Source organism: Desulfosporosinus burensis, assembly GCF_054657535.1.
In genome coordinates, this window is the sequence record NZ_BAAHYN010000012.1 from 207866 (window position 1) to 228118 (window position 20253).

Here is a 20253-nt window from a genome sequence, read left to right on the forward strand (position 1 = left end):
AGAGGGATGAATGAGTTGAATGAAATGATCAAACGGAGAAAAGATGAAGGTTTCACTTTAATCGAACTTATGATTGTTATTGCAGTAATTGGGATTTTGGCGGTTGTGTTGGTGCCGAAGGTGGGAACTGTTAAAACTCAAGCGAAAGCTACTGGGCTGGATACCAACATTCGGTTAGTAGAGGGCTATGTTCAGAGCAAAATAACAAAATGGGCAGACAAAAGTGTTTCGGCCGCTGCTATTCAGAGTGACATATTAGCTGCATTTGATTTAAATTCAAGTAGTGAGAAAATTTCAAATCCCTTTACTCTTTCAACTACCATAGATGATGCTGCAGGTAATAATGCTTTAACCGTACTAATACAAGATGCTGATGCAACAACAAATAAAGGAGCAGTAGTTGTTAGTATTGATGTGGATCCATCATATGCTATAACTATTACTGGTCATGATAATAATACTGGTGCAACTATTACTGAGAAAACAGTTACAATAACTCCTTAGTCATGATAAGGTATAGAAACGTAGTAAAAAATTGATGTTTGGAAGGGTGTTTACCAAAACACCCTTTTCCTATATCCTTAAGGTAATCAGAAAGGAGGCTCCGCCATGGCCCTACGCCAAGAACGCAAACGTCTCGGGGAAATACTTATCGCTGGTGGTGTGATTTCTTCGACGCACTTGGAAGAGGCTCTTGCTATGCAAAAGTCTCTTGGTCTTCGTTTAGGCGAGGTTTTAATTAAGCAAGGGCTTGTCACGGAAGAGGACATCCTGCGGACGATGCAAAGTCAGTTGGGGCTGCCTTCGATTGATCTAAACCGCGTTGTTGTGCCTGATCAAATTCTCAGGTTACTTCCCGAGAACGTCGTGCGGAAATATACGGTCCTTCCCGTGGAAATGAGCAATGCCCAACTTCTGGTGGCTATGAGCGATCCAACCGATTATTTTGCGATCGATGACATACGCTTGGCTTCAGGAATGATGGTTAAGCCTTGTCTAGCCAAAAAAGGGGATATCCTCCGGGCCATTGATCGCTTCTATGGTCGGAGTGAAGCAGAAAAGGCGGCCCGTGAATATTCGAAACAATTGGGAGTGGTCCCAGTTGCAGCAACGTCCCAGGCGTCTGCAAACGTTGTTGCTGGGATGGAAGTCGTGGATGAGGAATCAACCCCTATCATTAAATTTTTAAACACGATTATCGAGAATGCAGTCAATAATCATGCCAGTGATATTCACATCGAGCCCATTGATGAAGAACTTCGGGTGCGCTTTAGGATAGATGGCGTGTTACGGGAGATCATGCGTACCCCTATAAGCATGGCCAATCCCGTTGTTAGTCGCGTGAAAATTATGGCTGACCTTAATATCGCGGAACGTCGTTTGCCGCAAGATGGTCGAATTTCCTATCTTGTCGGGGGTAAGGCGATCGACTTTCGGGTGTCCACAACTCCGACAATGTACGGGGAAAAAGTTGTTTTGCGTATTTTGGATAAATCTAGTGTTATACTAGAGACGGAAGCTTTGGGGCTGGTCGGGAAAGATTTAAAAACGTTTGAGGATCTGATCTCGCGACCTTACGGGATCGTATTGGTTACGGGACCGACGGGAAGTGGGAAGACGACAACTTTATATACGGCTCTGAACCAATTAAACTCACCCGAGAAAAACATTGTGACTCTTGAAGACCCAGTTGAGTTTAACTTTAAAGGGATCAATCAAATGCAGGTAAACCCTAAAGCGGGGCTTACGTTTGCCACAGGACTTCGTTCTCTTTTGAGGCAAGACCCGGACATTATCATGGTAGGTGAGATGCGGGACAATGAAACAGCTCAAATAGCTGTGCGTTCGGCCTTAACGGGTCATTTGGTGTTATCCACCATTCATACCAATGACGCAGCCAGCTCAATTACGCGTTTAATGGATATGGAGATTGAGCCTTTTCTGCTTTCCGCTTCGGTCCTAGGAATCATTTCTCAACGGCTTGTCCGGCGCATCTGTCCACAATGCCTGACTCAATATGAGGCAGGCGCTAAGGAGCATTCGTTACTAGGAATTCCCAATGCAATCCACCTTGGATTAAAAAAAGGGCAGGGATGCACTTACTGTAATAAGAGCGGCTATAAAGGACGGATTGCCATCTTTGAGATTATGCCGATTACGGCAGGACACAGACAACTCATTGACCGGAGAGCAACTGCGGACGAATTAAGAAACTATGCGATTGACCAGGGGATGACGACCCTTAAGCATGCGGCAACGCGACTGGTTTTAGAAGGAGTCACGACCATAGATGAACTCCTGCGGGTTACTTATGTGAATGAATAGGCTGAGGTGAACGGCAGGAATGCAATTTCGCTATAAAATTATCAATCAAGAAATGCGCGTGACAGAAGGAGTATTGGAAGCGGTTGATCTGGAGAGCGCGAGGCGACAAGTTCTCGAGAACCGCTGGCAAATTATTTCCTTGGAGCAAGCATCTAGTCTCAGTAGTATACTCTCCATGGGATTTAAGAGTAAGGTTAAGTATGATTCCATTGCCGCTTTTTGCACACAAATGGCGATGATGATCCGGTCTGGCGCCAATTTAGTTCGGGGACTGGACATTCTTCAGTCTCAGATGGAGGATCGCCGTCTAAAAGAAGTCGTAGAAACGATTCATCGTAGTGTCAGCAGAGGAAGTTCGTTATCCGCGGCTATGAGAGAATGCCAAGGGGCTTTGCCGGAGCTGCTGATTAACTTGGTAGGTGTCGGTGAGGAAAGTGGAAGTTTGGACTCGGTCCTGACAAGTATGGCTGAGTATTACGAGCGGGAAAATTTTATCCGAAAAAAGATTACGAGCGCGGCAGTTTATCCAGTAGTTCTCACCGTCGTACTCATCGGACTTGTGATCTTGTTTTTGAACTTTATTCTCCCGGAAATCACCGAACTCATGAAGGGGAACGGGCAAAGCCTACCCGCAGCTACCCAGATGATTGTCGATGCGTCGGATTTTCTTTTGAATAATGGATTATACCTCTTAATTAGCATAGTCGCACTTGTTGTTCTTTTGAATAGGGTTTTCAAGATTCCCAAGTACCGCTATTATCTGCATGCTTTCCTTCTGAAAACCCCTCTTTTGGGGAAGAACATGAAAGATGTCATCATTGCTCGTTTCTCCCGAACCCTTGCCTTGTTTCTACATTCTTCTATACCCATTGTGCCGATTTTGAACTCGCTCGAAACCATAGTGGGCAACGAAGTTCCCCGTTTAGCAGTTGCCCGCTCAAAAGACCTTATTATTCGTGGAGAGACGATGGCTTTGGCCTTTGGAATGGAACCCTTCTTTGATCCGCTCGTCATTCAAATGATGTCCATTGGGGAAGAGACTGGGCGTTTAGAAGAATTAATGGTGGAAGTTGCCAATCACTATGATAAACGGGTGGAGATTGGACTTGCTCGTTTAGTGGCCTTGGTTGAACCGATCTTTACGGTCATAATCGGGGTTTTTGCAGGGGGTTTAATCATAGCGATAGCCTTACCAATTTTCAACATGGCGAGTGGGGTCAGTGGGGCAAAGTGAATAAAGTTGAAGTTGAGGTTCGATGATATTGATGGGTGGGGAGACAAACCTTACAAAGATGTAGAGAGTAGGGCGCCTAAATGTTAGGGTTAACTAGAGTTCGTCAAAATGCAAAGCTAACGTCTGGTTTTACTCTGATTGAATTGATGATTGTCTTGGCGATTATTGGCATTATAGCGGTAGTTGGGGTACCGAAATTTCAAGCTATTAAAAGTCAATATCGTCTGGAAGCTTCTGCTCAGGCTGTAGTAGCAGAACTTAAGTATGCTCAACAATTGGCCAAGGATCAAAGACGAAAGACCTATGTCGTTTTAAACACAAATAGTGTTCAAGTCATGCAAATAAGAAACGGAAATTATCAAACGTTAGATAAAAAGGAATTTGACACTGGAGTCACATTTATCTTTGACCCAGTGCGTGATTCTTGGATGGTCCCCCTAGTTGACTTAAATACCAATGCTCTGCTTGGATACGGCGTGTATTACAATTATCAAGGATTTATATCTGAGTTTGGGACAATTTTACTTAATCCGACCAGTCTAAGACAAGTGGGTGTGCAGATTGCAGAAAAAACGGGCTATTTTTCTATTACTTGGCCATAAACGTTTACTAGTATCGAGGAGGACTTAGATGAAGCGCTCGACCGATCAAGGAATAACGTTACTTGAAGTAGTTTTCGCCCTCAGTATTTTCATGATTGGTGTTGGTTTTATCTTTAAGAGCGACGCGGTGGCACATAAGTACTTCTACAAGGGCCAAGTCAGACAACAGATGACATTTTATGCTGCAGGACTATTAGAGGCCCAGATCGAAGGGATCAGGCCCACCGTAAATTCCGAGCCGTTTAGTAATTTCCAAGCGGATATTATTACAGTCGATCAGAGTGCTCATCTTGAAAAAGTGCAGGTGAAGGTATACCTTACAAGTTCTCCCACAGACCCAGAACCTGTAAGTCTGTTTACATATAGGGTGAAAAAATGACGAAGAGAGACAAAGGATTCACAATTCTTGAAGTGATGATTGCTATTGCAATTTTCGGGTTCTTAATGACCATGATTGCTCAAATCATGCGCGGAGAAATCCGAATGTTCAACAATGCCAGTAGACAAAGTGAGATAGAGCACAAAGCAAGGACAGCTATAGTTCAGATGATGGATGAAATCAGGCTTAACCGATTCACGTATTATTCTTCCGGTTCTGGTTCCTATGACCATGGTGTGTATACAACGGAACCCGGTCAACCTACGAAGTGTCTCATTGACATATATCCTAACCCTACAGTGCTAACGGGCAATATCAGCGCACTGCCGAGTGGAACAAAAATATATTACGACTATGATGCCAAGAAGCTTTGGTATAGGAACACAGGTTCGAATTCCGTTCATTTAATTGCTGACGAGATCAATTCCGTAACCATACTTCCAGTTACTGAACATTTAGTGCAAATCTATCTTGAAGCCAAAGATGATTCGGGGGATTTAAATCACGAACTACTAACATGGGTGCGTTTGTATTAAGGAGGGATATTACTGTGAAGGACCGCGGCTCTGCTTTATTGACTGCAGTAATATCCATCATGATCCTTGTTTCGATTTCTGGGGTGTTTTTTACCATGGTTATGTCACACACAAAGCTCGAATCTTCTGAAGAAAAGGGTCTCACGGCTTATTATTTGGCTGAAGCGGGTGTACAGTATGGAATTGCGAAAGTACTGGATGAAAATATCAAAAAGGGGGATCCTCTTCCAGAATCTGAAACAGTCAATGACCCTTTTGGGCAAGGTGGAAGTTTTAAAGTTCAGTGGCAGGATAGTGAAGATGGACCTTCCTTCATTGTTACAAGTACGGGTACATATTTAGGTATTATCAGGAAAAAAGTTGCCGAGTATAAGTACGGGGACGACAACGATGACGATGACGACGATGACGACGATGACGATTGCGAAGATGACGATGTTCTTCCGGATTATCCATTATGGGTTGCACAGGTATATTCTACGAGTGGAACTTATGTCATCTATAACGGAAGAGTTTTTTATAACATTTGGTATGCGCATGCCAGTGATGTTCCAGGAGCAAGCATTGGCGGTCCATGGCAAGAGCTAACGAAACAATGGAGAAATTTCAATGTATATCACACAAATGATATTGTATGTTATAATGGCAAAAAGTTTCAAGCTAGGAATAATTCAACTAATCAGCAACCTGGGTTAGTAAGCAGCCCTTGGCAGGAGCTAACGAATCAGTGGCGGGACTTTAATGTATATAATACAGGAGATATTGTAATCTATAACTCCAAACAGTTTCGAGCAAGGAATTATTCGAATAATCAGCAACCCGGATTACTAAGCAGCCCCTGGCAGGAATTAACGGACGAATGGAGATCGTTTAATGTTTATATTACCGGGGATGAAGTCGTGTATAATGGACACAGGTATAGAGCTGAGTGGTATTCCCAAAATGCCCAACCGGATATTTCCGCTGCCTGGAAATTAATGAGTTAATCGTTTCGGATGATGGGGGTGGTCAGTCTATGTTGAACAGTTTTAAACTGATCAGGAGTGTTATTTTCCTTGTATTGGCTTCCTTTTTGCTTACAGGCTGTTGGGAACAATATTATCCCGGGGATGATGCCGAAACGGATCATACCTCTCGTACTTTTGCAATTGCAGATGTCTATCCTTATCCGGAACAAGATTATCAGATACCGAATAAACAGGTAGGCCATACCTATTCTGCTTACATTTATATTATAAACAATGGTGGATACGATAAAGACATGTCTGCTCAAGATGTAAAACTAACGATTATAGATGAAACACGTTCGAAAACTATTGAAGTTGGGACAACCACTATTAATGAGGGCGTTGGTTACGCTGTCATTAGTAATCTATCTCTTGATTATGAAGCAAGGGTACATTTACATGTTGAGGGATATATTAGTAAAAATAAAAACCATGAAATATTTGCCAAAGCAAACAGCAATTCTTTTAATATTAGTGTCCCTCCTCCAGTCCTGCAGACCATTACTATAACCCCAGCTAATTCTACGATTCAAGTGGGTCTGACTCAAACCTTTACCGCTATAGCAAACTATTCTGACGGGTCCACGGAAGATGTGAGTGATTCGGCCATTTGGTCCAGTTCAGACGTAAGCAAGGCGTCAATGGCGGGTAACGTTGCGACTGGGGTGGCACCTGGTACCTGTAATATCACAGCGAGTATCGACGGTAAATCTGGAACAACTAACTTAACGATCGCAGCGCCATTGCTTCAGTTGATCCTGGTGACCCCGACGAATGCTTCGGTTCAAGTCGGCCAAACTCAAACATTCACAGCTATGGCGATTTATTCTAATGGTTCTTCTACGGATATCGATACGGTAACTTGGTCCAGCTCAAATGAAAGCATAGCGACGATGGCTGGTGGTGTTGCGACAGGTGTAGCCGCTGGAACTAGCACTATCACAGCCACTTTCGAGGGCCAATCAGGAACAGCTGACTTGACGGTCAATGCTGTTCCGCCAGCTCCGGAACCTAATAATAGACTCATTTGGGAAAAAGAAATAGTTGATGAATAAGCTTTGAGGGAGATTGCAACGTGTTCAAACAAAAACAATGGCTGGCAGTTGTACGGGGAAACCACTGGGTTGTTGCCAAAGTGGCTCGCCGGAAGTATAATCTGGATATTCTTCGCTTGTCTGAATTCCGCGTCGAATCAGAATCTGAATTTGAATTTGAATCCGAAGACGGTCAAGAGCAACTCGGGGAGAATGTTCTCGCACAGAAAGAAAGTTTTCAAGAAGAGAAGCGCTCGAATGGTGGGAAAAACACGGCTTTACTTAAAGAGTGGTTGGATAAAAACCGTGTTCCCGTCAAAAAACTTCGCATTGCGGTTTCTTGCCCGGGAGTGATCACGCGGATGATCACTCTTCCGCTAATGTCAGCCCAAGATTTAGATAAACTTTTAACCTTGCACGTGGATCAGTATTTCACTTTAAATATTTCGGATTATGTTGTAGATTATAGAGTGTTGGAACGTTTAATAGAAGACGGGGAAATGCGTCAACGAGTTCTTCTGGCTGCTCTGCCTAAGTATCAGTGGGAGACATTATGGTCAGAGTGGGAAAACATCGGGTTTAAACCAAAAGTGGTGGATTTAGCTGCAGATGGATTGGCTCGTTTATATTCGCAATTGACTCTGAAGGGTAAGAACAAAAAGAACACGGCTGAGTTGGAGACTCCTCTTGATTTAGCGATTGTAGAACTGAGTGCTGATCGAGTGGAATTTATTCTCATGGAGCATGGAGTGTTTTTTTTGTATTCGGATTTAGAGGTTTCTTTAAAAGGATTGGATCAAGTTAAGATAGCATTGAATGTTACTTCTCGAGAGAGTGGGGATGGACTAAGCGAAGATACGCAAGATTCTGATCTACAGACAATGAGATTGCATGAATGGGCTAAAGCGGAAATTGAGTCAACTTTGGGAAATGTCCTACAGTCAGTATCCGAATTTTTCGGATTTTTTGCGGCAAGACATTTTGGTAAATCCATTGATCGCATTTATCTTACCGGGGACTATTCGGATCTTCCCTTTATACAAGAGATTTTTGAGTCTAATTTAGAAGTATTTACCCAGGTGGGCTTCCCTAATGCTTGGCGTCCCCGTTTTAGCAGAAGGATTACAACTCTTCAGAAAAACGGGATGAAATATGGCAGCCTTTATGGTTTGGCCTTGCGGGAGGGCTAAATGAGGGAAAAGAAAGAGTTTAATTTTGCCCAACGATGGGTTGACGGGCTGGCCCGAGAGAGTGAGAGTCCTACAAAATGGAAAAAAAGAGCATTGCTTTGGGGAACGGGAAGCCTATTAATCTTAGCAGTAGTAGGAAGTGCTCCATGGCTATGGGAGTATAAGGTGAAAAGAGATATCACCCTTGTTGAACAGCAAATCTCCGCGCTCGGGGAGATCCCTAATCAGGTTAAACAACTTAGGGCGTTAAAGGTTCAAGCTGAAGGACAACAGCAGTTATTAGATCTTATGCAAAAAAGTACCCGAGATCCCGGTCCTATTTTGGAAAAATTAAAAAATACCTTACCTATAGGGACGGTAGTCAATACGTTTTCCTTGCAGGAAAATACTTTGACAATGGGCGTGAGTGTTCCAACACCGGTGGACGTGGCGCGGCTGTGGGTCAGTTTGCGCGATTCTGGGATGTTCCAAGAGGTTGATATTCAGACCGTATCGTTACAAGATAAGGCACAAACTCTGAATTTCAATTTAAAGTTAAAGTAGAATTCGGATTCGACTGTCAGACGTAGAAGAGTTAGGAGCAAAAAGGGTGAAGGAGTTAAAAAAAGAAAAACTAGAAATAATAGCACTAATCCTTTTTGTGATGTTCGGGCTTGTCTATGCCTATATGACACTTCTTTTTTTGCCCGAATGGATGGTTATTAAAAGTTCAACAAGTCAGTTATATGCTCAGAAAGATCATTATCAGGAATTGCTAACCTTCCAAAAAAATCAAAGCGGGCTTCAACAGGAAATTAAAACGTTGGAGACTAAAGTCCTCCAATTGAATGCCCAGCTTCCCAATCGGCTTGATAAACCCCAACTCATGGTTGGGCTCTATACTTTGGCTAAACAACACTCAGTTATTCCTCAAACGATAGCCTTTGAGCAAGCTCAAAATAAAGGTGCCTATCAAGAGATGGGGATGAGCTTCAGCTGTTTGGGTAAAACGGCGGACATACTCACATTGATTCAAGATTTGCAATTCGGAGGGAGTCAACGATTGGCGATCAAAAGCATAAACCTTTCAGTTTCGCAAGGGATCATGCGGACGGAGTTAAAATTGACGGCTTATGCAAGCATCGGAATCTCAAACGGTTTGAATCAAAAGCCCACCTTTATGAATTCGCCCATCGGAGTGGATTCTCCCGTGAAAATATTTCAACCTTAGTAAACCGCCTCCCGAAGACAATCGGGAGTGCGGATTTTTATTATAACGTGGATAAGCAAAATTCCCTCCTCTGAAGCATAGGTATTAGAACAGTGCGAAAGGGGTGGAGAAGATGTTCGCGGAACTCTTTTTTGTCAGTATGGCACTCTCTGTTCTTAAGGGAGTTTCATTGCTAGTCTCGTATATAAACAACAATGCCTTTCCTCAGCCCTTAAATGAGCAGGAAGAAGCGCGTTATTTGAAAATTCTTAGTGAAAGTAAAACAGAACCCTTTACCTTAACCCGTGAAGTAGAGAACGCACGCAACACTTTAGTGGAGCATAATCTGCGGTTGGTAGCTCATCTTGTCAAGAAGTTTGACGGAACAGGGGAAGATGGTGATGACTTAATTTCCATTGGCACGATTGGTTTAATCAAGGGGATTAATACCTTTGATCCAGGGAAAGGGACGAAGCTGGCCACCTACGCTGCCCGCTGTATTGAAAACGAGATCTTAATGCATTTGCGATCTTTGAAAAAATCCCGCGGCGAGGTTTCTATTTACGATCCGATCGGAATGGATAAAGAAGGCAATGAAATTTCGCTGATCGATGTACTAGGGTCGAACGAAGAGGACATCTCGTTGAAGGTCGAAAATGAATCTGAACAGAAAGCTTTGCTAGAACTCGTTAAAAAACTGACTAAAAGGGAAAAATTAGTACTCCAGTTGCGTTATGGGTTGATGAACAGTCCGAAACGCACTCAAAGGGAGATTGCTAAAGCCTTGGAAATCTCCCGATCGTATGTCTCTCGCATCGAGAAGAAAGCTATTCAAAAATTGATGGAAGAGATGGGGAAAATTGATTCAAATAGATAAGTCCATTACTTGCTCTCATGGCATCCTCTAGGGTATAATATATAATAAACTTTAGCGCTTTGGAGGATTCAATGTTTGAGTATTTTCGGCCGACACTTCAAGCTACCTCGCTTGATCTCATTTCAGTAGAACAACTTGTTCGAGACGGGATCCGAGGGCTAATTATCGATTTAGATAATACCATGACTCCATGGAACAATGTCGAAGTAGGTCCTAAAGTGGAAGCGTGGTTTATAAAAGTCAAGGCAGCAGGAATTGGCGCCTGCGTGGTGTCCAACAATAGTAAGCGACAGCGTGTGGCGGTGGTCGCCGACCGTTTGGGTATACCCTTTATTTTCGGGGCGACAAAGCCACGTCGAAGAGCTTTTCGAGCGGGAATGGATCTTTTAAAGACAGGGCAGAAGGATACGGCTGTGATTGGAGATCAGTTGTTTACGGATATATTGGGTGGAAATCGGCTTGGTCTTTATACGATCTTGGTTACACCCATCAATGACCAAGAGTTTATCGGAACCCGGATTATGCGTCAGTTGGAGAAAGTGCTTGTCTGGCTGATGAAACATTTTGCTTCTGCAAAACCGTTTAGTCCAAAAATTCATTGAGCATTTAGGAATGGCTTAGCCATTCCTTTTCATTATACGGTTGAACCTCCGTAGTGTGCATATAGGCAACTTGGCTGTACTAAAGCAAATCGGTGGTACCAATTAAACGTTCATGATATCCTTGACCACAATGCAAGAGGAGTAATAAATGGAAAAACACCAAAATGACCTAGAAAAACATTATGCAGTGATCGGTGACCCGATTCAGCATTCGCTCTCCCCTGGGATGCACAATGCTGGGTACAAGGCTTTAGGAATAAAAGCGGAGTACCATCGTTTTCGAGTTAAGCCCGCTCAGTTAGCTGAGGCAGTGGAAGGACTTTGTGCTCTGGGGTTTTCGGGCTGGAACGTCACGATCCCCCACAAGGAACCTATCGTTTCCCTGCTCGATAGTTTGACTTCCGAAGCCCGCCGAGCTGGGGCTGTTAATACAGTTAAAATCCATGAGGGGCAGAAGATTGGGCACAATACAGATGGGGCTGGGTTTGTGCGTTCTGTGGAAGCGGAATTAAACGGCTTTCAGGCAAAAAAGGCGGTCCTTCTCGGCGCTGGCGGGGCAGCAAAAGGAATTGCCTTGGCGCTGGCGGAGCAAGGAATGGAGTTACATATTCTTAATCGGACTCCTGAAAAGGCCAAGGAATTAGTTCAGGTCATTCAACACTGGGGAGGAACAGCGACATCAGGGGAGTTTGCTCCCGGAGCGTGGTTAGAGGATGTAGACCTTTTAGTTCAGACAACCTCCCTTGGGTTACTTAATGAGTCTTTTCCATTTTCGATTCAAGGGATCTCTAAGCGGGCGCTCGTGGTTGATATTATCGTTAATCAGAGGGAGACTGCCATCTTAAGAGAAGCTAAACGGTTGGGTTGTCGTACGCAGAACGGACTAGGTATGCTGCTTTATCAAGGGGCTTTGGCTTGGGAATTTTGGCTCGGTGGACAGGCTCCTGTCGAGGAGATGAGACAAGCCTTGAAAGGTCAATTCTTTGAGCGGCTGTTTGATAAAGGATAACTGAGAGTTAAAGAGGACGAAGAAAATGCCAAATCTGCAGGGTAAGGATTTCGGATTTACACTTCTGGAAATGATCCTTGTATTAACGCTCTTAGCTGGTGCTGGGTTTGTGCTGTTTATTAAGCTTCCTATAAATTTCGAAAAGCAACATTTAGCCTTGGCGACAACCCAATTGTTAGAGGAAATTCGTGATACTCGCCAGGCGGCACTTGCTGAAAATAACTGGTATGCGATCAAGTTTTACTATCAAACTAACCATCATTATCAGATTTTTCGTCAAGGGACAAGGGTGAAAGACGTTTATTTCCAAGATGGGGTTCGATTTTTAGGCAGCCCGCCAGAATTACAATTTAATGCTTCTGGTCGAAGTGTCGGTTCAACGATTATTTTGACAACCCCTTCGGGTAAGCGAAGTCGTGTTATCGTGGCTCCTGTAGGGATGCGAATCAGAGCAGAGTAACCTTCTGTGCAAGCCGTGTACCAAACAAAATATGGATTAGTTTTGCGCTGACCAAAGTTTATGATACATAGATCAATTTTTACGATTACGGAATAGAGAGAAGGGACATGAGATGCGCTTTTTAACGGCAGGAGAATCACATGGTCAAAAGTTAGTCGGTATCATCGAAGGACTTCCGTCTGGAATAAAGATTTCCAAAGATAGTATTGATATTGCCTTAAGGCAGCGACAACAAGGACCTGGTCGTGGTGGACGAATGGCTATTGAACAAGATGAGATACAAATTATTTCCGGGGTACGAGGAGGATTAAGTACGGGCGCTCCAATCGCCTTAGAGATCCTCAACCGTGATTGGGAAAATTGGCAGAAAATCATGGCTTGGGGAGAAGAGGCTGACTTAGAAAGCCGAAAAGTGCTAACCCCTCGGCCGGGGCATGCGGATTTAACGGGTTCTCTTAAATATCGTACAGAAGTCCGGAATATCCTCGAACGGGCGAGTGCCCGAGAGACTGCCATGCGGGTAGGGATAGGAAATCTAGTAAGGCAAGCTTTGGCCGCCCTCGGAGTGGAAATCAGAGGGCATGTCCTGGCGGTGGGCGGTGTTCATGCGGAACGTTCGGACAAGGAAGAGTATTGGCAACATGTGAAAAAATCCGAGTGGTCGGTGGGAGATCCTCTTGCTGAACAAAAGATGGAGGATCAACTCCTTATTGCTCGGAATCAAGGAGAATCCTTGGGAGGACTATTAGAGGTACAAGTGCATAATATTCCGGCAGGATTAGGCTCCCATGTGCACTGGGACCGCAAGTTAGATGGAAAGCTGGCCCAAGCAGTTCTCTCAGTGCAAGCGATCAAAGGGGTTTCCTTTGGGCTAGGCTTCGAGGCAGGGGAACGCATGGGTTCGCTGGTTCATGATCCGATCACTTATCGTCAGGGGCAAGGCTTTGCTAGGGCTTCCAACAATGCGGGAGGAATTGAAGGGGGAATGAGTAATGGGGAACCCATAATCCTTCAAGCGGTTATGAAACCCATCCCGACCCTCTATCAACCTTTAGATACGGTGCATTTGGAAACCAAAGAGGTGGTAAAGGCAAGTGTGGAGCGTTCAGATGTTTGTGCCGTGCCAGCTGCCTTAGTCGTTTTGGAACATGTGGTAGCTTGGGTGATTGCTGAAGCGGTCCTGGAGAAGTTTCCAGCAGATAGCTTTGCCGAATTAAAATCCACCTGGGAAGCTTATCAAGAAAACTTGCGTATGATGTAGCTTTTAGCTTAATCTAGGTATAACGGACTTACTTATAACTAGGGAGATTTGTGCGAATTGCGGTCATCGGAACGATTGTAATTATTACTTTATCATCGAGAGGATTGATCACCATGCGAAACATCGTTCTCATAGGATTCATGGGAACTGGCAAAAGCACGGTTGGTAAGCGGTTAGCCCAGGCGCTTAATTGGGATTTTGTCGATACTGATAATGAAATAGGAGAAGTCACTAATTTAAGTGTGACAGAAATTTTCCGTCGTCATGGAGAGACGCGTTTTCGTTCAGAAGAAAGCATTGTGGTCGCTAGGCTCAGTCAATTAGACCATATTGTCATAGCGACAGGCGGCGGTACAGTATTAAATCCGCTCAACTGGAAGGCGCTGGCTCAGAAGGGGACTGTGATCGGTCTGCATGCTTCGCTGGAAGAGATTCTTAATCGGATTGGCCATAAAAATGATCGTCCGCTGCTGAAAGGCTCCAAAGAGGAGATTGAGAAGTTATGGTCGGAGCGTCAAGGCTGCTACGCTCAGGCTGACTTTATAATTGATACATCTCAAAAAAATATTGATGAAGTGGTAAGTGAGATTCTTACCATACTTAGGAGGATTAATAATAATGAGTCTAGCGGAGTTGCAAAAGATTGAAGTCAGCTCGGATAAACCCTATCCAGTATTTTTAGGAGCGCCTCTCGAAGCGCTAGGGGAGTACCTTCATTCTCAAATAAACGATGTGGAGCACATTCTGATCATTACAAATAGGGAAGTTGGGGAACTTTACGCGGAACGTCTCCAAAAAGGTCTGCTTGACTATCGCGTGAATTTATTGACTGTCCCTGCTGGAGAAACAGAAAAGTCGCTGGAACGTTTAAGTCAGCTTACGACAGCCGCACTACGTTGTGGTGCAGACCGCAAAACTCTCGTTATTGCTCTGGGAGGTGGGGTAATTGGGGATTTGGCCGGTTTTTTTGCCAGCGTCTTTATGCGGGGAATTCGCTTTATTCAAGTTCCGACAACCCTGTTAGCGCAAGTTGATAGTAGTATAGGTGGGAAAACGGCTGTCAATCATCCGGCCGGGAAAAATATTCTGGGTACTTTTACTCCACCGTTGGCAGTTTGGACAGATTTTACGACACTAGATAGTTTACCTTGGCAAGAAGTTGAAAACGGATTAGCAGAAAGCATAAAGCATGCCATAATTGCGGATTTGGACCTATTTGAGTTTTTCGAACAACAAGAACTTAACATTAAGCAACGCGATCCCCTGATTTGGAGCGAAATGGTGACACGGTCTTCGGCGGTAAAGATAGGTATAGTTTCCCAAGATGAACACGAGCAAGGGAAACGTGGTTTGTTGAATCTAGGACATAGCTTCGGGCACGCCTTAGAGACGGAGATGAACTATCGTGGAGTGACTCACGGGCAAGGGGTTAGTATTGGTCTCGTAGCAGCTTCATATTTAGCGAAGACCAAAGGACTAATGACCTCCTTAGAGGTTAGTAGAATTAAGCAATTATTGACTCACTTTGGTTTACCGACCGAGGTGGCTATAAAGGGGCAAGACCCACTGACCTTGTTGCAGCGCATGCAAACAGATAAGAAAAACCAGGGGGGACGTAAAATCCTGATTCTTCCCAAAGGAATCGGACATGCGGTTATTTCTAAGGATTGTACCGACCAAGAAATATTAAGCGCATGGGAACAGGTAATTACCTCAGACAAGTGAACTAACAAGTAGATTGATAATCTGGCATAGATCGAGGGATCTTTGTCAGATTTCTTGTTTTAAGTGGAGAAATTGCAAGTGTTTGTACGATATACTGCGAATTAATAAGGGAGAATGACAATAGAAGGTATTTATAAGAAAGATATGTCGAGTCGAAAGGGATTTAATAATGGATGGAGAAATCAAAAGGAATTAGACAGAAATAATCTGGTGTAAGTTTGAGATTGTGAATTATCAATCGTAAATCGTGATTTGTAATTTGTGCAATTAATACGGGTTTCTATTGGAAAGGAGTGAGGCCTTGAAAAGTGGAAAAAACACGCAAAGAGGTTTTACATTGTGGGAACTTCTACTTGTACTTTCATTAATGGGAATTCTCCTAGCCCTAACACCTCACTTCGGTTCAGCTACGAGTCAGGTTCGGAACCGCGTGGATCTCGCGAATGTAATAATGATCGAAGGGGCAGTTCAGCTGTATCGAATTGATGTGGGAACGTTTCCGGTGAGGGTTTCGGATTTGGTTCACTCTCCGATCGGCGTGAGTGGATGGCGCGGTCCATACTTAGCTGAGGTTCCAGAAGATCCTTTCAATTCCGTCCTGAGTTATCAGCTCGATGCCTTGGGACGGGTTAAAGCACGAACAGCTTTATAGGTTCAAGAAAGAATACACGGAAAAAATTTTAAGAAGAACTTTAAGCGACTTGAAGAAATTCAAGGAGGGATGAAGAACGAAACGAGCAAACGCTTCCTTGGGTTATATATTGTTTGATGTGTTGCTTGCCCTGTTTCTTTTTTCCCTCGGGTTTGCTGTTCTCTTTGGCTTGACGGAGAGCGCGGTTACCCAATCCCGCCAAGCCTTTACCCTTATGGAGGGAGCGAATCTTGCCCAGAAAATCATGGATCGGTTGGCGAACCATGAATGGAGGGATAACCTGGTTCAACAAGCCTGCATACCCGGTGGGACGGTGAGAGGACAAGAAGGAAAATTCCAGTGGATCATCCGTTCTGAATGGGATGATATGCCGCAGCTTTTGAGAGTTAGTGTGGAAGTATTCTGGAAAGGTAAGGAAAATCCTTCCCAGTACAAACTGGAGAGTCTTTATGCTGTCGAATAGTCGCAATAGAAATAGCAATTGTAATGGTAGTAATGCTGAATGTGGCCTAACGCTCATGGAAGTTTTATTTGCCTTATTAATCACCGGAATTTTCTTAATCATGGCCTTGCGATTTTTCACGGATCAGTGGCGGGGAGCGCGTTTTCTCAAAAATCATTTAGAAGCTCACTATTTCGTGATGACGGCTGGCAATACTGTCTCGGATGTGATTCGAACGGCGCAAACTGTGGAATGGGTTCCGGATTCTGGGATGCTAAAAGTTTTACCCTTACCGGATGACGCAAATCTCACACCGTCTCTTGACATCTATTTCGTGGCTGACTTAGATCATGATGGGACGAGGGATCTTTATTGGAGACATTTAGGTGCTTCGCAGCCTGTGGCGAGTTATGTTATTGGATGGGAATGTATGGAGGTGGAACCGGGACTGTGGGAGATCTTTTTGCAAGCAAGTGTCGAGGGTCAAACTGTTATTTGGCAGAGTATGATCCGACAACGTGCGCATTCTACGATATGTCACGGATCACCGCATACTTCAGTGGTTCAAAGCACAGGTCAACAGGGTATGTCACTCTGCTTATCCTCCTTTTATTAACGACTTTAGCCGGACTAGGGATGGAAGTCTATCTGAAGGCTAATGCAGAGAATCGTATGGTAAAACGGGAAACTCAGAGCAGGCAGGCTCTTTACGTTGCTGAGGGAGGAATTGAGTGGGCGAAAGCTCATCTGCTAGAGAATCCAGGACTTAGTATGGGTAACGTTTCTTTGGCAACCGGACGTGCTATTATTGTTATTGAGTTAAGTGGAGGAGGGTATAAAGTGATTTCTGAGGGACGGTCAGGCTTAGCCATTCGAAAAATTGAACAAACACTGCACTTAGACTCGGGAAAGTGGGTCATGACGAGTTATCAGGAACTACACCGCTAACCATGGAAAAGCCGCTTGAATTTAGTCAGTTTTTGCTTGTCAAGGGGTATATTGACGAAAAGGGCTTGGCGGGGGGGTTAGATTTTGCCCTGGAAGGAAGGGAACCCATCGGTGATATCCTTGTGCGGATGGGTGTGTTGTCCAAAGCGAAGTTATCGGAAGCCGTACGTAGATATTTGGGCATCCCGGAAGTTTCTCTGACCAGAGTCACAATTGACCCAGAAATTGCAGGGCAAATTCCCGAAGCAATGGCTCGCCGCTATACCCTTATTCCCTTTGAGCGACGATCGGGAGTCTTAAGAGTAGCCATGTTAGAACCCACACATGAACGAGCTATACGGGATGTTCGAATGTTTACGGGTTTAGAGGTTGAGCCAGTATTCGCTAAGGCTGAGGAAATTCAGGCTGCAATCCGCCAGTACTTAACCGTGGAACAGTCCGTCGCCCGAATTACGCATTTTGAGGATCATATCTTTGAGGATCAGAGCGTTTGGTCGAACGAATCTCTTGAATCGGTTGAATTCGATTCCTTAGTAGAGGATGCGCCCACGCTCAAATTGGTTTACTCAATTTTGCATGAGGCTGTTTTGCAAGGCGTAAGCGATATTCATTGGGAACCCCGTAAGAATGATTTTGTCGTGCGTTATCGCATAGATGGTAAACTTCTGAAGAAACACGTTCTCTCCTCAAAAACTGCCCGAAGTATAGTTTCTTGTTTAAAAGTCATGGCCCAAATGGATGTTGCAGAACGACGAATCCCTCAAGATGGTCGAATGGCGTTCAACGCAGGGGTGCGACAGGTTGATTTTCGCATGTCCTCAATGCCCATTGTTTATGGAGAAAAGATTGTCGTACGTATTTTGGACCAAGAAATGGCACAGCGTTCGCTTAATGGCTTAGGTATGCGTTCGGAGATAGAAGCAGGTGTAAAATCCTTATTGACACGTCCGAATGGCTTAATATTGGTAGTAGGACCGACGGGAAGTGGTAAGACCACAACTCTTTATGCACTGCTGAGGGAATTGAAGGCTGAAGAGCAGAACATTATATCCATTGAAGAGCCGGTTGAATATCAGCTTTCAGGGGTAAACCAAGTACAAGTCAATCTGCCGGCAGGGCTCAGTTTTGCTGTTGGGTTGAAACATATCTTGCGACAAGACCCCGATGTGATTATGGTTGGAGAAATCCGAGATGAAGAAACAGCGAGAATTGCGATAACAGCTGCACTTACAGGTCATTTAGTTTTATCAACCCTCCATACTAATACGGCAGCAGAGGCCTTAGCTCGGCTTGTTGATATGGGGATAGAACCTTATCTATTAGCAGCAGCAGTCAGTGGAGTTTTGTCCCAACGCCTGGTACGCCGGTTGTGCGAACATTGTAAGACAACGTATAGGCTAACGGAAACCGAAAAACGGGCCCTCCGCTTACCTGCATCGATTAATTTGTTCTATCGCTCAACCGGATGTCCGGAATGTTTTGGCTCTGGGTTTCGAGGCAGGATTGGGATTCATGAATTTTTGCTTTATAATCAAGAAATTAAAGACCTTGTGTTGACGCGACATAATTCTAGTGACATTGAGCGACAAGCGTTAGTTTCAGGTATGCTTACGGTTTTCGAAGATGGTCTGTTAAAAGTAACCCAAGGATTAACCACCATGGAGGAATTACTCCATGCGGCATCTGGTATTTGAGGGTAAGAGGGGAAGTTAAACACATGCTAACACTTGAAGAATTACTAATCATAGCTGGGGAAAAAAAATCCTCGGATATTCACCTAACTGTAGAGAGTCCGCCCGTCTTACGTATTGACGGTTCCATGGTTCAACTTCAAGCGGATAAACTGTCCCAATCTGATTTAGAAACCTTCGCCCTTTCCCTCATGAATGAGACACAAGCTAAACGGTTTGCCGAATCCGGTGAGCTCGATTTATCGTACAGTTTGCCTGGAATCGGACGATATCGGGTTAATGTTTTTCGCCAGCGCGGGTCGATTGGCGTAGTCATTCGCTTGATACCCTTCGTTATTCCAAGTCCTGAGAGTTTAGGGTTGCCCCCTGTAAGTATCGAGTTAGCACGCTTACACAAAGGGCTGGTGCTTGTGACCGGCCCAACCGGAAGTGGAAAATCGACGACTCTTGCTTCATTAGTGGACTATATTAATCGTACGCGGTCCTGTCACATTGTCACGATTGAAGACCCCATTGAATACTTGCACCGACATAATTTAAGTTTGGTCAATCAGCGAGAAGTTGGTAATGATACCATGTCATTTACCAATGCCTTACGCGCGGTCTTGCGGCAAGATCCCGATGTTATTTTAGTCGGAGAGATGCGAGACTTAGAAACCATTGCCACGGCTGTTACTGCGGCTGAAACAGGGCACTTAGTTTTTAGCACACTTCACACAAATGATGCGACCCAATCAGTGGATCGGATGATCGATGTTTTTCCACCACATCAACAACAACAAATTCGAGTGCAGCTGGCGGCCGTTTTACAAGGGATAATGTCTCAACAATTATTCCCTAGGGCAGATAAAAAAGGGCGCGTGGCTGCCATAGAGGTCATGTTGGCAACCCCTGCAGTTCGCAGTCTTATTCGTGAGGGTAAAACTCATCAACTGCCCACAGTCATTCAAACCAATGCTAAGCTTGGGATGCAGACCATGGATAAAGCTATTCTTGACTTAGTTCAAAAGGGTCTGATCTCAGCTGAGGTCGCCCAGGAGAAACTGCAGAGTCCTGATAGTTTGAGAAGGTCAACAACCACTACCCTAAA

24 protein-coding genes are annotated in these 20253 nt (G+C 44.4%); all 24 read left to right on the forward strand.

Annotated elements, in window-relative coordinates:
* The first annotated feature begins 24 nt into the window (after positions 1–24).
* Positions 25–504 (forward strand): prepilin-type N-terminal cleavage/methylation domain-containing protein, encoded by a 480-nt coding sequence (locus tag ACYQ3Q_RS20805; RefSeq protein ID WP_459930436.1) that lies wholly within the window; start codon positions 25–27, stop codon positions 502–504.
* A gap of 105 nt (positions 505–609) precedes the next feature.
* Positions 610–2325 (forward strand): GspE/PulE family protein, encoded by a 1716-nt coding sequence (locus tag ACYQ3Q_RS20810; RefSeq protein ID WP_459930406.1) that lies wholly within the window; start codon positions 610–612, stop codon positions 2323–2325.
* A 19-nt stretch (positions 2326–2344) separates the two neighbouring features.
* Positions 2345–3559, forward strand: coding sequence for a type II secretion system F family protein (locus ACYQ3Q_RS20815; RefSeq protein ID WP_459930407.1), 1215 nt, complete (start codon positions 2345–2347; stop codon positions 3557–3559).
* A gap of 80 nt (positions 3560–3639) precedes the next feature.
* Positions 3640–4161 (forward strand): pilus assembly FimT family protein, encoded by a 522-nt coding sequence (locus ACYQ3Q_RS20820; protein WP_459930408.1) that lies wholly within the window; start codon positions 3640–3642, stop codon positions 4159–4161.
* A 28-nt stretch (positions 4162–4189) separates the two neighbouring features.
* Positions 4190–4540: a type IV pilus modification PilV family protein gene (locus tag ACYQ3Q_RS20825; RefSeq protein ID WP_459930409.1), complete on the forward strand. Its 351-nt coding sequence runs from the start codon at positions 4190–4192 to the stop codon at positions 4538–4540.
* Positions 4537–5076: a PulJ/GspJ family protein gene (locus ACYQ3Q_RS20830; protein ID WP_459930410.1), complete on the forward strand. Its 540-nt coding sequence runs from the start codon at positions 4537–4539 to the stop codon at positions 5074–5076. The genes ACYQ3Q_RS20825 and ACYQ3Q_RS20830 overlap by 4 nt, the downstream gene beginning before the upstream one ends.
* A 14-nt stretch (positions 5077–5090) precedes the next feature.
* Complete coding sequence (locus ACYQ3Q_RS20835; protein WP_459930411.1) at positions 5091–6062, forward strand: carbohydrate-binding protein; 972 nt, start codon at positions 5091–5093, stop codon at positions 6060–6062.
* Between the two features lie 29 nt (positions 6063–6091).
* On the forward strand, positions 6092–7138 hold the full coding sequence (locus tag ACYQ3Q_RS20840) for an Ig-like domain-containing protein (RefSeq protein WP_459930412.1): 1047 nt from the start codon (positions 6092–6094) through the stop codon (positions 7136–7138).
* Between the two features lie 20 nt (positions 7139–7158).
* Positions 7159–8307 carry a type IV pilus biogenesis protein PilM gene (gene pilM, locus ACYQ3Q_RS20845; RefSeq protein WP_459930413.1) on the forward strand — a complete coding sequence of 383 codons (1149 nt, stop codon included), beginning with the start codon at positions 7159–7161 and terminating at the stop codon, positions 8305–8307.
* Entirely contained in the window at positions 8308–8850 is a 543-nt protein-coding gene (locus ACYQ3Q_RS20850) for a PilN domain-containing protein (RefSeq protein ID WP_459930414.1), read from the forward strand. It abuts the gene before it with no gap.
* A 46-nt stretch (positions 8851–8896) separates the two neighbouring features.
* The gene (gene pilO, locus ACYQ3Q_RS20855; protein WP_459930415.1) at positions 8897–9517 is read left to right on the forward strand and encodes a type 4a pilus biogenesis protein PilO; all 621 of its coding nucleotides are present in this window, start codon (positions 8897–8899) and stop codon (positions 9515–9517) included.
* 112 nt (positions 9518–9629) lie between these two features.
* Complete coding sequence (gene sigK, locus ACYQ3Q_RS20860; protein WP_459930416.1) at positions 9630–10373, forward strand: RNA polymerase sporulation sigma factor SigK; 744 nt, start codon at positions 9630–9632, stop codon at positions 10371–10373.
* A gap of 71 nt (positions 10374–10444) precedes the next feature.
* Positions 10445–10975 carry a YqeG family HAD IIIA-type phosphatase gene (locus ACYQ3Q_RS20865; protein ID WP_459930417.1) on the forward strand — a complete coding sequence of 177 codons (531 nt, stop codon included), beginning with the start codon at positions 10445–10447 and terminating at the stop codon, positions 10973–10975.
* A 148-nt stretch (positions 10976–11123) separates the two neighbouring features.
* Entirely contained in the window at positions 11124–11984 is an 861-nt protein-coding gene (aroE, locus tag ACYQ3Q_RS20870) for a shikimate dehydrogenase (RefSeq protein ID WP_459930418.1), read from the forward strand.
* A 25-nt stretch (positions 11985–12009) separates the two neighbouring features.
* Positions 12010–12444 carry a prepilin-type N-terminal cleavage/methylation domain-containing protein gene (locus tag ACYQ3Q_RS20875; RefSeq protein ID WP_459930419.1) on the forward strand — a complete coding sequence of 145 codons (435 nt, stop codon included), beginning with the start codon at positions 12010–12012 and terminating at the stop codon, positions 12442–12444.
* A 112-nt stretch (positions 12445–12556) separates the two neighbouring features.
* On the forward strand, positions 12557–13705 hold the full coding sequence (gene aroC / locus ACYQ3Q_RS20880; protein WP_459930420.1) for a chorismate synthase: 1149 nt from the start codon (positions 12557–12559) through the stop codon (positions 13703–13705).
* Between the two features lie 113 nt (positions 13706–13818).
* The gene (locus ACYQ3Q_RS20885; RefSeq protein ID WP_459930421.1) at positions 13819–14352 is read left to right on the forward strand and encodes a shikimate kinase; all 534 of its coding nucleotides are present in this window, start codon (positions 13819–13821) and stop codon (positions 14350–14352) included.
* Complete coding sequence (gene aroB, locus ACYQ3Q_RS20890) at positions 14324–15430, forward strand: 3-dehydroquinate synthase (protein ID WP_459930422.1); 1107 nt, start codon at positions 14324–14326, stop codon at positions 15428–15430. Before ACYQ3Q_RS20885 ends, aroB begins: the two co-directional genes overlap by 29 nt.
* A 301-nt stretch (positions 15431–15731) precedes the next feature.
* Positions 15732–16082, forward strand: a complete 351-nt coding sequence (locus ACYQ3Q_RS20895; RefSeq protein WP_459930423.1) for a type II secretion system protein GspG — start codon at positions 15732–15734, stop codon at positions 16080–16082.
* A gap of 118 nt (positions 16083–16200) precedes the next feature.
* Positions 16201–16545, forward strand: a complete 345-nt coding sequence (locus ACYQ3Q_RS20900) for a type IV pilus modification PilV family protein (RefSeq protein WP_459930437.1) — start codon at positions 16201–16203, stop codon at positions 16543–16545.
* Entirely contained in the window at positions 16532–17140 is a 609-nt protein-coding gene (locus tag ACYQ3Q_RS20905) for a PulJ/GspJ family protein (protein ID WP_459930424.1), read from the forward strand. The genes ACYQ3Q_RS20900 and ACYQ3Q_RS20905 overlap by 14 nt, the downstream gene beginning before the upstream one ends.
* A 20-nt stretch (positions 17141–17160) precedes the next feature.
* Positions 17161–17472, forward strand: a complete 312-nt coding sequence (locus ACYQ3Q_RS20910) for a hypothetical protein (protein WP_459930425.1) — start codon at positions 17161–17163, stop codon at positions 17470–17472.
* 2 nt (positions 17473–17474) lie between these two features.
* The gene (locus ACYQ3Q_RS20915; RefSeq protein WP_459930426.1) at positions 17475–19166 is read left to right on the forward strand and encodes a GspE/PulE family protein; all 1692 of its coding nucleotides are present in this window, start codon (positions 17475–17477) and stop codon (positions 19164–19166) included.
* A gap of 23 nt (positions 19167–19189) precedes the next feature.
* Positions 19190–20253: type IV pilus twitching motility protein PilT (locus tag ACYQ3Q_RS20920; protein WP_459930427.1), on the forward strand; the 1064-nt coding region annotated here is incomplete at its 3' end.